Below are 12438 nucleotides of genomic sequence, written 5' to 3'. Positions count from 1 at the left end.
AACCTCCTCAACTAAAAGTAACGACCATTCAATAAAAAATGTGCAGCGATGCTGCAGGCAAAACCTAGCAATATTGCTGGCATCCATTTCAGATGCACACCAAATGTGTAAGCACCTTTCATTTGCCCCATCAAACCTACGCCGGCCGCAGAGCCAATCGCCAACAAACTGCCGCCCACACCTGCGCTCAGCGTGACCAGCAACCATTGCCCCTCAGATATAACCGGGTGCATGGTCAGCACGGCAAACATGATGGTGCCGTTGTCGATGAATGCTGACAAAATACCCACCAGAATGTTGGCAAAAGTAGGGTCCATGCCGACGTATAAGGCATCGGATAGCAGGGTTAAATAGCCGATAAAACTTAAGCCACCTACGCTGACCATGACGCCGTAGAAAAATAGCAAGGTGTCCCATTCCAAGTCGGCTACGCTTTTGAAAACGTCAAATTGTTGGTTTTTATTGGCTGCGGGTAATTCGACATTGAACAACTTGTAGACATGCTCGAACTGGCTCTTTTCCGGTTTTTGTTCGGTTTTTTGCAAGTAAAAACCCAGAAATTTCAAGTAAGTCAGGCCTGCCAGCATGCCGGCTGCAGGCGGTAGTTCTAAAAAGTTTTCAAAACAAACTGCGGTAATAATGGTCAATAAAAACAGGATTACCATGGCTAAAGCTCCGCGTTTTAAGACCGGCGCTTTGCCGATAGCGGCGGGTTGTTGCTTGGGAACCCAAAAATGCATGATGCTGGCCGGCACTACAAAATTGATCACAGCCGGAATAAACAATGAGTAAAAATCTGCAAACGGCACCACGCCACTTTGCCAAACCAATAAGGTGGTAATGTCGCCGAACGGGCTAAATGAGCCGCCCGCGTTGGCAGCCACGACGATGTTGATGCAGGCGATACTCAGAAATGGGCGGTTATCTTTGCCCATGGTGTAAATCACTGTCCCCATCAACAATGCGGTGGTGAGATTGTTACAAATAGACGATAAGCCAAACGACATGACGCCGGTAATCCAGAACAACTTGCGATAGCTAAAGCCTTTACTGAGCAACCAGACTCGCAAATTGTCGAACACCCCACGATCCTCCATGGCATTCAAATAGGCCATGGATACCATGATGAATAAAAATAGCTCGGCATAACTTTCCAAAGCAGAGCGAAAAGCTATGCCGGCTTGCTTATCCAAGCCGCCGGATACATATACCGAGGCAATTAATACCCAAATCAAACTCGCAGCCAACACCATAGGTTTGGATTTGTTCAATTCGATGACTTCTTCAATCATCGCCAGCACATAAGCCACTACGAAAATAGCTATCGCCGCATAGCCTACCCAGTGGTTTGTTAAATCCAGATGTTGTTCAGTGCCAGCATTCAGCGCGCCCCAGGCCAGATTTGGCAAAAAACAAAACAACAAAATGGGCGCTAGTTTCATTCGGATAATATTCCTGTAAGGCTGGAATTAAAATTCCAAAAAGGTGGCTGTTTTAGTCAAAGTCTCGGCTATTGCATTTGACAAAAAAACTGTAAACAGTCGCTGAGAGTGAGATTATTTCCATAGGAATTAAGCCGACAGCTTGTTTAACCGACACAGATAAATGATGTGCTCATTGTCGGCAGCCACTTTAGAAAAAGACGTCTAAAGATTTTGTAAAAATAGTGGGGCTATATGTAAAAAAAATATAAAAATTGATCCAACCCATAGGCATGCCAGTAGTCGTGACTTAAAATTCCGTTAGTGGATGCACAAATCATGCACACTGCTTCCAGCTTTTTAATGCTGTGCATGTTTAAATAGCTGATCTATAAACACTTCCTGCCAAATAATAAATTTGTGAACCTCGGCGCCCATTCACCCATCGATACGTTTGGAATTAAAGAACCTCAGCCCTATAGGCTAGACAGCCAAGCCGGGTCGAGCGCTTACCATGGCTGGGTTGGCTATGTTTGGGCGATTTTAATCACAGCCATCAATGCCTTGATCGGCCATTTTTTGTACGAGCGACTGGAATTATCCAATCTGGTGATGGTGTTTTTACTGGGTGTGGTGTTTATTGCCATGCGTTACGGTCGAGGACCCTCGATTGTGGCTTCATTGCTGGGTGTGGGGATTTTCGATCTTTTTTTTGTCGCACCTTATCTGAGTTTTTCACCGGCCAATAGTCAGTATTTAATTACCTTGCTAGCGATGTTGGTGGTGGCCATTGTGATCAGCAATTTGATGATCAATGTCAAATCGCAGGCCAGGATTGCTGCTTACCGAGAGCGCATGGCCACGGCGTTGTATGCCATGAGTAAAGAGCTGGCGACCTGTCAAACCGAACAGGAAATTGTCTGTATGGCCGTCAAGCACTTATCCCACGAATTCAACAGCCGGGCAGTGATTTTATTTGCCGATGACGTAGGCTGTCTGCAATATCCCAAAGCGCCCGAATTGCCGGAGTCTCTCCGCACTGTCGATTTAACGCTGGCGCAATGGACCTTGGATAACGACAGGTTGGCCGGTCAAAGCACTCACAATCGAACCTTGTATTTTCCATTGCATGATGAGGATAAAGTGATGGGGGTGCTGGCTTTGTTACCCATGGGTCATGCACGTATTGGCTTACCGGAGCAGCAACAATTACTGGAAACCTTATTACGCCAGATTGCTCAGGCTTTATCGCGGCTGCGCTTTGCCGAACAAGCTAAATCCACTCAAATTCAGATTGAAGCCGAGCAGTTGAGAAACTCGCTACTTAGCGCCATTTCGCACGATTTGCGCACGCCATTGTCGACCATCATCGGTTCGGCCAGTGCCTTGGCCGATGACGATAGTCATCTGCAAGCATCTGATAGACTGGATTTAAGCCGCGCCATCGTCGATGAAGCTGAGAGGATGGCCCTGTTAATCAATAACTTATTGGATATGGCTCGCCTGGATGCCGGTAAAATTTATCTGAACAAGCAATGGTACCCGGTCGAGGAAATCATCGGTTCGGTTCTGACTCGTCAGCATAAATATCTACAAAAACGATCAGTAAAAGTCACTATGCCAGCTGGGATTCCTATGTTGTATGTTGATGTGGTGATGATCGAACAGGTATTGATCAATTTAATCGAAAATGCAATTCGTTACACCCCAGCTAGTAGTGCGTTGGAAATTACCGTCGATATCTCCGCGCAAACCACTCGCATAGCAGTGGCCGACCACGGCCCCGGCATACCTAAAGGGTTGGAAGAAAAACTATTTGAGAAGTTTTACCAAACTCGCAATGAGGCGGCGCAAAGCGGGGTAGGCTTGGGTTTGGCCATTTGTCGCGCCATTGTTGAAGCTCATGGCGGCCAGATCAGTGCGCATAACCGACCCGAAGGCGGCGCAGCGTTTGAATTGGTGTTGCCACTGGATGAAGCGCCGCCAGTATTGGCGCCCGAAGACGAGTAACACAGCCTATGTCAAAAACAGCACCTGTAATCATCGTTATAGAAGACGACCCGGCCATACGTAAATTTTTGCGCACCAGTTTGAGTACGCAAGACTTTACGGTTTTCGAAGCCGAAACCGGCAAACAAGGTATTGTCGAAGCCGGCATGCGCAAACCTGATTTGCTGATTTTGGATTTGGGTTTGCCTGATATGGACGGCGTTGAGGTCATCAAGGCTGTGCGGGCCTGGTCCGGTATACCTATTATCGTGTTATCGGCGAGAAATCACGAACAGCATAAAATTGATGCTCTGGATTTGGGTGCCGATGATTATTTAACCAAACCGTTTGGGTTTGGCGAATTGCTGGCGCGTATTCGGGTGGCGCTGCGTCATGCCAATCGAACCTCAGAAAATCCGCAAGGCGAATTATTCACCACTGACAATTTGCACATCGATTTACTCAATCGCCTGGTCAGCGTCGATGGTCAGGAAGTGCGTTTGACCCCGATCCAATTCCGTTTGCTGTCGGTATTAGTTAAAAATGTGGGTAAAGTGATGACGCATCAACAGATACTCAGGGAGGTATGGGGGCCATCCTATCAAGAAAATGCGCATTATTTGCGTATTTACATGAGTCAGTTACGCCAAAAACTGGAACAAAACCCCACCCAGCCGCGCTATTTACTCACCGAATCCGGGGTTGGATATCGCTTTAAAATTTAAATCATTAGCGTAGAATGCGGCGTCCTTTTCCGGGATTGTTGCCGCATCTCGCTGGCTATCCTCTAAGTCTTTCTTTTTTTTATTAACTATGCCAGGTATTTTGCGTTTAATTATTACGTTCGCGATTTTGTTGTTTTCCAGTCAATTGTTTGCAGTCCCCGACAATGGTCATTTTTTGGTGCTGAACTACCATGACATCCTGGAGGAAGAAGAGAAAGTGCCACCTTTTGACCGTATTGCGGTTAATAAAAAGCATCTGGAGCAACATTTTGCTTGGCTGAAAAAAAATCAATACCACGTCATCAGTATTCAAGATTTGCTGGACGCGATGAAAGGTGAAAAAACCTTGCCGAACAAGGCAGTAATATTGACATTTGATGACGGGTATTTGAGTTTTTACACGCGAGCATTACCCCTGTTAAAAAAATATCACTATCCAGCCACTTTGGCTGTGGTGGGTTCCTGGTTGGAAGGACAGCATGTGCATGGCGTCAAACCATTAATGTCTGCTGCGCAAATCCGCGAAGTAATGGCCAGCGGCCTAGTGGAAATCGCCAGCCATACTCATGACCTACATCACGGCATAGTCATGAATCCTTTCGGTGATGAACACAGCGCCGTCACCTCACGCTTATACAATACTGAATACGAGGAATACGAAAAAGACGACGATTACCACAAACGGATTTTTCAGGAAGTGGAAAAAAGCTCGGAACGCTTGTTTCAATTGCTGGGCGTACGTCCACGGGTGATGGTATGGCCTTATGGCGAATACAACAGCATCGCTCTGGAAGCCGCCAAACAATATGGCATTCCACTCACTATGGGCTTGAACGACGGCAGCAATACGCTGGCGGATGCTGGGTTAATGAAGCGTATGATGATCACCGATGACGTCAACGGCAAACAATTTGGCGATATCGTCACCAAGCAGCGCAAAAACCTCTCCTTGAGAGTGGCCCATGTGGACATGGATTACATCTACGACGAGGATGACGAACAAACCGCGCGCAATCTGAAAGCGCTGGTCGAACGCATCAAGTCCAGCGGCGCCAATACGGTGTATTTACAAGCTTTTTCGGATCCGGATGGCGATGGTAATGCCGACGCCCTGTATTTCCCCAATCGACATTTGCCGGTGCGTAAGGATATGTTCAGCCATGTGGCTTTGCAATTACGCACTAAGGCCAATGTTAAGGTTTACGCCTGGATGCCCATTATGGCTTATAAAACCGATATGCCGCTGAAATGGTATGTCAAAGAATGGCGCGATGGCGGTCCGCAATTTTCCAGGCATATATATTCCCGGCTGTCTCCATTTAATCCTGAGGCAAGACAATTCATCGGCGACATTTACGAAGACTTGGCCAAGCATTGTGACTTTAATGGGTTGTTATTTCATGACGACGGCATTTTATCGGATTTTGAAGACGTCTCAGCGTCAGCAATGGATGTTACGCACAATGTATGGGGCTTGCCGGCTGAATTTGAAAAAATTCACGCTAGCAGTGAGTTACGTCTGCAGTGGGCCCAACATAAAACCGAATATATTAGCCAGTTCACCGATTATTTAACCGACCGGGTACGTTTTTACCGGCCGTACATCAAAACCGCGCGTAATTTTTACGCTTTGCCTTTGTTAAAGCCTTATAGCGAAGAGTGGTACGCGCAATCTTTGCCGGCATTTTTGAAACACTATGATTACGTCGCCATCGAAGCCATGCCCTTTATGGAAGGAGCTGAGGATGCCAACAAATGGTTAACCGAGTTGGTCAAGAAAACGGCTGAACAGCCTAACGGACTCAACAAAATGGTGTTTGAACTGCAGGCAGTGGATTGGAAAAAACAGCAAGACATACCCATGGCTGTATTTACCGAACAGTTTCAATTACTGAAAAAACTGGGCGCTCAGCATATTGGCTATTACCCCGACAATCTGCACCACGATCAACCCAAGCTAGAGGAATTGAAACAATTCTTTCCTGCGGTTAATCCGGATTAACCGGTATGAATGAACTGCTAGCCCGACCCTGGGCGCAAAAACTGATCGATTGGTGGTTTCGCAGCCAGGAACACCTGGAAAACATGCCCTGGCCGTTATGGGAGGAATGGCTGTCGCGATTTGTATTTTATTACCCGCTGCTGATGGCTTATGTCTGGATGATAGGCGGGCTGATTTACTATTGGCGCTGGGAGCGCAATCGCGGCAACGTGTTGTCGGATTTGCCGGTGTTGAGCGAGTATCCGATGGTGTCGATTCTGGTGCCTTGCTATAACGAAGGTGAAAATGCTCGCGAAACCATCCAATATCTATCGCAACAGCAGTATCCGAACTATGAAATCATCGCCATTAACGACGGCAGCAAAGATAACACTTTAGAAATCCTGCACGAATTGGCCGATCAATATCCGCAATTACGCGTAGTCAATCTGGCCAGCAACCAAGGTAAAGCGGTAGGTTTACGCACCGCAGCCTTATTAGCCAATAGCGAAATATTGATAGGCATTGACGGCGATGCTTTGCTGGCCCCCAACGCGACTGCCTGGATAGTCAAACATTTTCTGGACGATCCGCACGTCGGCGCCGTCACCGGCAATCCACGTATTCGCAATCGTTCCACGTTGCTGGGCAAGATTCAGGTTGGCGAGTTTTCGGCTATCGTCGGCATGATCAAACGCGCTCAGCGCGCCTATGGACATGTTTTTACCATATCCGGCGTGATTGCCGGCTTTCGCAAAACCGCTTTGCATGAGGTCGGCTATTGGAGCCCGGACATGGTCACTGAAGATATCGATATTAGCTGGAAAATGCAGTTGGCCGGCTGGCGCATTCGTTTCGAGCCCAATGCCTTGTGCTGGGTGTTGATGCCGGAAACCTTATCTGGCTTATGGAAACAACGCAGTCGCTGGGCACAAGGTGGTGTGGAAGTGTTATTACGCTATTTTGGTTCGCTGTGGCATTGGCGTTCGCGCGGCATGTGGCCGCTGTATCTGGAATGCTGTATTAGCTTGTGCTGGGCTTTTTTAGTTGCCGGTATGTTGCTGACCGCGCCACTAGATTGGTGGCTAACCGAACAACCCCAAGCAGCCTTGGCAGATTTATCCCCACACTGGACCAGCATGTTGTTATGCGTGACCTGTTTGATTCAATTCGGCGTCAGCTTAAGCATCGATTCGATTTATGAGAAGCGAAGTGGTGGGGCGGCTCAGCATTATTACTGGATGATCTGGTACCCGATCGTATATTGGCTGATCAGCGTCGGCACTACCGTCAATGGCTGCATCAAGGCCTTGCGTAAGAAAAAAGGCCAACGGGCCGTGTGGGTAACCTTGGATAGGGGCTTGAGAGAAAAATGAAACACATCATCATCGATCAACCGCATCTGCAAAGTCTGCAACAAAAGTTGAGTTCAGCGTTTCTGGTCTGTATGAGTTGGCTATTATGGCTGTACTTTTTGCTGCCTTTATTTACTTTGGGTGGTTGGCTGCTGGGGCTGAAAAGCCTATCCGACGAAATTCGCTGGTTTGGTGGTTATAAAACCCTGCTGGAGTTATCGCAAATGTATGGGGGGATTATCTTGGTGATTTCCTTGGCTTGGTTGGTTTGGACATTTGCTTTGTCCTGGCTACACGTCTCCATAAAGCCCAAGCCACATTCTCCTGTCACCGATCAGGGGCTGGCAAACCACTTTCATGTCGAAATCAAACAGTTAAACCAGGCTAGGTCAGAACAAAAAGTCAGCGTCTATTTTGACGAAAAAGCCAATATAACCAGACTTGTTCATTCAGGGAAATAAAGAAACCACTTTCAGCATTCAGCATTTGAAACTGTAATGCCAGCAATTCCTATGGACTTGGCCTAAAATGATTCCCATCAAAAATAATTTCCAGGACAAGTTATGCTAATTCTCGGTGTGGATATAGGTGGTTCAGGTATTAAAGGGGCCATCGTGGATACGGAAACAGGTGAACTGACTACAGAGCGTCACCGAATCGAAACCCCGCAACCAGCAACACCTGAGGCGGTTGCCGCGGTGCTGGCAAAATTGGTGAAACATTTCGATTGGAGCGGTCTGGTTGGCTGTGGTTTTCCGGCGGCTATACAGCACGGCGTGGTAAGAACGGCATCCAATATATCCAATGAGTTTATTGGTACCAATATCGATAGCTTGTTTTCAGCAGCCACAAACTGCCCGTGTTTTAACGTTAATGATGCCGATGCCGCCGGTATGGCGGAAATGCAGTTTGGTGAAGGAGCCGGGCAAGCCGGCGTGGTGTTGTTGATTACCATCGGTACTGGCATAGGCACTGCGCTTTTTACCGATGGGCATTTAATGCCTAATACCGAGTTAGGTCATATCTATCTGGAAAACGGTATGGTGGCGGAACGTTATACCTCAGATGCGACACGAAAAACTGAAGACTTGGGCTGGAAAACCTGGGGCACACGCTTTAACAGCTATCTGACTATAATGGATAAATTGTTTTGGCCCGACCTGATTATTCTAGGTGGTGGCGCTAGCAAAAAGTTTGACAAATTTAATCCTCAACTTACTGTTGATACGCCAGTAAAACCGGCGGCTTTTTTAAATCAGGCGGGCATTGTAGGCGCTGCTTTGTACGCCAGATCCAGGTTATGACGTGCTTGATTAAAAGCAGTTGTGCCGAGTAATCAGCGCTGTCAAAACCACTTGGCTGCTGTAGAAAAATGCTTAATCTAGACTGTTATCCTTCTTCATTAAAACCCAGATTGCCATGACAACAACACATTCCCAAGTATTGTTCTTATGCACCGGCAATTATTACCGTAGCCGTTTTGCCGAGTATTTGTTTAATCATTATGCGCCTGAGTATTCGTTGCCGTGGCAGGCTTTTTCGCGCGGATTGGCGATCGAACAATTAAAAGACGATGCCGGGCCGATCTCGTTGCATACCCTGCAAGCGTTGGTGAAAAAAGATATTTCGTTTGGTCATATTCGTTCGCCCATTTCGGTGACTGAGCAGGATTTGCTGAACGCGCAGCACATCATCGCCCTAAAACAGGCAGAACATCGACCGTTGGTGAGTAAAAACTTTCCGGCATGGGTCGAGCGGGTTGAATATTGGCATGTGCATGATGTTGAGGATGAACACCCCGAGCAGGCCTTGCCGCAAATCGAAACTGCCGTGCTGGATCTATTGCAGCGTTTGCGTCATCAGAGCTCGCGCGAGTAGTCGATTTTGCGAATTTGTCCGGGCTTGTTTTGAATATCGTAGTAATTTAAGCCAGCTTGCTATAATGCCTCATTTTATGTTTCAGCGGATCTTAGATGATGGACGTTAAACAATACATGCAGCAACTGGGTCAGCAGGCTCGAAAAGCCGGGCGCGAAATCAGCAAGGCAGATAGTGGCCGTAAAAACCTGGCGTTGTTAAAAATTGCCGCAGCCATTAGCGCAGACAGTGCCGAATTGAGTCTGCAAAATCGTAAAGACTTGCAAGCAGGTAAAGAAAATGGTCTCGACGCCGCCTCTTTAGATAGATTGGAACTTACCCCGGCGCGCATCGAAGCGATGGTGGAAGGTTTAAAGCAAGTCGCCGCCTTAGCCGATCCCGTCGGAGAAATCACTAATCTCTGTTATCGACCTAGCGGTATTCAGGTCGGTCAGATGCGGGTGCCGTTAGGCGTTATCGGCATCATTTACGAATCCAGGCCCAATGTCACCATCGATGCAGCTGCGCTGTGTTTAAAAGCGGGTAATGCCTGTATTTTGCGGGGCGGCTCGGAGTCGATTCATTCCAATCAAGCCATTGCCGCCTGTATCAGCAAAGGATTAGCCGAGGCCGGATTGCCGCAAACTGCAGTACAAGTGGTGGAAACCACCGATAGAGCGGCCGTAGGCGAGTTGATTACTCTGAAAGAATATGTCGATGTTATCGTACCGCGTGGCGGTAAAGGCCTGATCGAACGCATCAGCGCTGAGGCGACAATTCCCGTCATCAAACATTTGGACGGCATTTGCCATGTTTATATCGATGGCAAGGCCGATATCGATAAAGCCGTGGCGATTGCGTTGAATGCCAAAACACATCGCTATGGTGTCTGTAATGCTATGGAGACTTTGTTAATTGCAGAACATATCGCCGGCAAAGTACTGCCTATATTGGCGGAAAAATACGCCGAAAAAGGCGTGGAATTGCGCGGTTGCTTGAAAACCTGTTCTTTGGTTAAAAACGCTGTGCGTGCTACAGAAGCAGACTGGCATACCGAATATCTGGCACCTATTCTGTCTATCAAAATCGTTGCCGATATCGATGAAGCAATTGCGCACATCAATCAATATAGTTCGGCACATACCGAAGCGATAGTGACCGAAGATTACACGCTGGCGCGGCGTTTTTTACGCGAAGTGGATTCCAGCTCTGTAATGGTGAATGCTTCTACCCGCTTTGCCGATGGCTTTGAATATGGCTTAGGGGCGGAAATTGGCATTAGCACCGACAAACTACATGCTCGTGGCCCGGTTGGCTTACAAGGCCTGACTTCTTTGAAATACATCGTGCTAGGCGACGGTCACATCAGGCAGTGATTGGTATTTACGGTGGCACCTTTAATCCGGTGCATTACGGGCATTTGCGCACCGCCCTGGAAGTTAAGGAAATATTCGGGCTGGCGCAATTACGCCTGATTCCCTGTCGCTTACCACCGCACCGGCAACAGCCGGATGTCGATGGCGAGCAGCGTCTAAAAATGTTGCAATTGGCGATTGCCGAAACTGCAGAACTGCAAATAGACAGACGCGAACTGGATAGAGCAGGGCCGTCTTATATGATTGAAACTTTGCGCTCATTACGCGAAGAAAACCCGCAAGCCAAGCTGATACTGTTTATCGGCACCGATGCTTTTGCCGGTTTGGAAAGCTGGCATCAATGGCAACATCTGTTTGATCTGGCGCATATCGTGGTGATGACCCGGCCATCCTACAACAAGCCGGATTTAGCGGATTTTTTCCGTCAACGTTTATATACCAATCGCCGACAACTGCAGCAACACATGGCTGGAGGCTTGTTTTTTCAAGCCGTTACCGCATTGGATATTTCCGCAACAGCAATACGTCGTTTGATTGCTGATGGACGCAATCCAAAATTTTTACTGCCGGATCAAGTGATAGCTTACATCCGGAACCATCAACTTTATCTTTCCCCAACACAGGACACTTAATGGACACAGCACAACTCTTAACCTTGGTCGAGAACGAACTCGACAATCGCAAGGCAGTTCATATTACAACCTTGGATGTGCGCGGCAAATCCAGCATTACCGATTATATGGTAGTCGCCACCGCCACTTCTTCCCGTCATGCGAAATCACTGTGTGATTATGTGATGGAAAAAGTAAAAGAAAATGGTCAACAGCCCTTAGGTATGGAAGGTCAGCACGTCTCCGATTGGGTGTTGCTGGATTTGGGTGATGTAGTGGTGCATGTGATGACAGGCCAGGCCCGCGAGTTTTATCAGTTGGAAAAGCTGTGGTCTGTGGAAGGCGAAAAACAAAATAGCTAGACTTCCATGATGCAAAAGGCCTCGCTCGGCACTGTGCAGATATTGGTGTGCAAACCTAGGTTTGTACTCCAATAGTCGGTAATTACTGAGGTAAAGTTAAATGCCGTATTTCGTGCCTGATAAAGCCGGTGGCATTATGATGGGTAGGTAAGTTTGCATGATAAATATTAGTTGTATTTTAAATAATATATGATAAATGATTAATTTTTAAGTAAAAAGCTTAAAATCATTTTTAATATATATTCAAATATTATTCTACTCAAAAACCAATAATTCGAAGGAAAAATAATGGAAATATTATTAGTAGGTGCTGTTGCTTGTATGACAGCATTAATATTATCAGCATGGCTGATGACATTTGCTCGATGGTTCCCGATTAAAGGTGTTGATGAGAAATTTTTAGTTGATTATAAAACCATGATTAGAGCGCATATTGATTTTGCTCTTATGGCATTATTTAATCTTGGTTTTTATGGTGCAGGAGTCGAATTACCTATTTTTGCATGTTGGTGTGTAGCTATAGGAGGGTTCACTAACCCAAGTATTTTTGTTGTTGCAGCCTTTGATCCCGATTTTTGGAATAAACAAATTTGGAAAGTTTTAACGGCAATAAGTTTTGTTATCACAACAATTGGGTTTGTGGGCGTTGGTATAGCATTAATTCAACATGTATTACAAAGTTAGGTTGAATTTTAGGTTATCAGCCCGCGTAAGGTCGTAAGGCGCAATCCTAGGGTGTCAATTTATCTCGTTCCCACGCG

Annotated in this window: 12 protein-coding genes; 11 read left to right on the top strand and 1 reads right to left on the bottom strand. The window is 46.8% G+C overall.

The features are described 5' to 3' along the window. Nucleotides 1-11: 11 nt before the first annotated feature. Entirely contained in the window at nt 12-1442 is a 1431-nt protein-coding gene (nhaD, locus tag A1359_RS19350) for a sodium:proton antiporter NhaD (protein WP_066987305.1), read from the bottom strand. A gap of 399 nt (nt 1443-1841) precedes the next feature. On the opposite strand from nhaD, the gene A1359_RS19345 reads away from it, so the two are divergent. From A1359_RS19345 to A1359_RS19295, 11 genes are all read left to right on the top strand, one after another. After that, the gene (locus tag A1359_RS19345) at nt 1842-3431 is read left to right on the top strand and encodes a DUF4118 domain-containing protein (protein ID WP_066987302.1); all 1590 of its coding nucleotides are present in this window, start codon (nt 1842-1844) and stop codon (nt 3429-3431) included. 8 nt (nt 3432-3439) lie between these two features. After that, a complete protein-coding gene (locus tag A1359_RS19340) occupies nt 3440-4135 on the top strand; it encodes a response regulator (protein WP_066987301.1) in 696 nt (231 codons plus the stop codon). Between the two features lie 88 nt (nt 4136-4223). Continuing rightward, complete coding sequence (gene pgaB, locus A1359_RS19335) at nt 4224-6137, top strand: poly-beta-1,6-N-acetyl-D-glucosamine N-deacetylase PgaB (protein WP_083960732.1); 1914 nt, start codon at nt 4224-4226, stop codon at nt 6135-6137. Between the two features lie 5 nt (nt 6138-6142). Beyond that, on the top strand, nt 6143-7492 hold the full coding sequence (gene pgaC / locus A1359_RS19330; RefSeq protein WP_083960731.1) for a poly-beta-1,6-N-acetyl-D-glucosamine synthase: 1350 nt from the start codon (nt 6143-6145) through the stop codon (nt 7490-7492). Further along, nucleotides 7489-7932 carry a poly-beta-1,6-N-acetyl-D-glucosamine biosynthesis protein PgaD gene (pgaD, locus tag A1359_RS19325; RefSeq protein ID WP_066987298.1) on the top strand — a complete coding sequence of 148 codons (444 nt, stop codon included), beginning with the start codon at nt 7489-7491 and terminating at the stop codon, nt 7930-7932. The genes pgaC and pgaD overlap by 4 nt, the downstream gene beginning before the upstream one ends. Nucleotides 7933-8034: 102 nt before the next feature. Continuing rightward, nucleotides 8035-8775 carry a polyphosphate--glucose phosphotransferase gene (gene ppgK / locus A1359_RS19320; RefSeq protein WP_066987295.1) on the top strand — a complete coding sequence of 247 codons (741 nt, stop codon included), beginning with the start codon at nt 8035-8037 and terminating at the stop codon, nt 8773-8775. A 115-nt stretch (nt 8776-8890) separates the two neighbouring features. Then, a complete protein-coding gene (locus A1359_RS19315) occupies nt 8891-9349 on the top strand; it encodes an arsenate-mycothiol transferase ArsC (protein WP_066987292.1) in 459 nt (152 codons plus the stop codon). Between the two features lie 98 nt (nt 9350-9447). After that, nucleotides 9448-10704, top strand: a complete 1257-nt coding sequence (locus A1359_RS19310) for a glutamate-5-semialdehyde dehydrogenase (RefSeq protein WP_066987360.1) — start codon at nt 9448-9450, stop codon at nt 10702-10704. Continuing rightward, nucleotides 10701-11336: a nicotinate-nucleotide adenylyltransferase gene (nadD, locus tag A1359_RS19305; RefSeq protein ID WP_066987289.1), complete on the top strand. Its 636-nt coding sequence runs from the start codon at nt 10701-10703 to the stop codon at nt 11334-11336. The genes A1359_RS19310 and nadD overlap by 4 nt, the downstream gene beginning before the upstream one ends. Continuing rightward, on the top strand, nt 11336-11677 hold the full coding sequence (rsfS, locus tag A1359_RS19300) for a ribosome silencing factor (RefSeq protein WP_066987285.1): 342 nt from the start codon (nt 11336-11338) through the stop codon (nt 11675-11677). The genes nadD and rsfS overlap by 1 nt, the downstream gene beginning before the upstream one ends. Nucleotides 11678-11965: 288 nt before the next feature. Next, on the top strand, nt 11966-12361 hold the full coding sequence (locus tag A1359_RS19295; protein WP_066987282.1) for a hypothetical protein: 396 nt from the start codon (nt 11966-11968) through the stop codon (nt 12359-12361). Nucleotides 12362-12438: the final 77 nt, after the last annotated feature.

Source organism: Methylomonas lenta (assembly GCF_001644015.1).
Classification (GTDB): domain Bacteria; phylum Pseudomonadota; class Gammaproteobacteria; order Methylococcales; family Methylomonadaceae; genus Methylomonas; species Methylomonas lenta.
Note: the sequence above shows the minus strand (reverse complement) of the source record. Positions and strands in the feature narration are given on the sequence as shown.

What these genes read in the sequence shown, in the direction of transcription:
- rsfS (WP_066987285.1), top strand. Translation starts at nt 11,336, where the DNA reads ATGGACACAGCACAACTCTTAACCTTGGTCGAGAACGAACTCGACAAT.
- pgaC (WP_083960731.1), top strand. Translation starts at nt 6,143, where the DNA reads ATGAATGAACTGCTAGCCCGACCCTGGGCGCAAAAACTGATCGATTGG.
- ppgK (WP_066987295.1), top strand. Translation starts at nt 8,035, where the DNA reads ATGCTAATTCTCGGTGTGGATATAGGTGGTTCAGGTATTAAAGGGGCC.
- pgaB (WP_083960732.1), top strand. Translation starts at nt 4,224, where the DNA reads ATGCCAGGTATTTTGCGTTTAATTATTACGTTCGCGATTTTGTTGTTT.
- pgaD (WP_066987298.1), top strand. Translation starts at nt 7,489, where the DNA reads ATGAAACACATCATCATCGATCAACCGCATCTGCAAAGTCTGCAACAA.
- nhaD (WP_066987305.1), bottom strand. Translation starts at nt 1,442, where the DNA reads ATGAAACTAGCGCCCATTTTGTTGTTTTGTTTTTTGCCAAATCTGGCC.
- A1359_RS19310 (WP_066987360.1), top strand. Translation starts at nt 9,448, where the DNA reads ATGGACGTTAAACAATACATGCAGCAACTGGGTCAGCAGGCTCGAAAA.
- A1359_RS19315 (WP_066987292.1), top strand. Translation starts at nt 8,891, where the DNA reads ATGACAACAACACATTCCCAAGTATTGTTCTTATGCACCGGCAATTAT.
- A1359_RS19295 (WP_066987282.1), top strand. Translation starts at nt 11,966, where the DNA reads ATGGAAATATTATTAGTAGGTGCTGTTGCTTGTATGACAGCATTAATA.
- A1359_RS19340 (WP_066987301.1), top strand. Translation starts at nt 3,440, where the DNA reads ATGTCAAAAACAGCACCTGTAATCATCGTTATAGAAGACGACCCGGCC.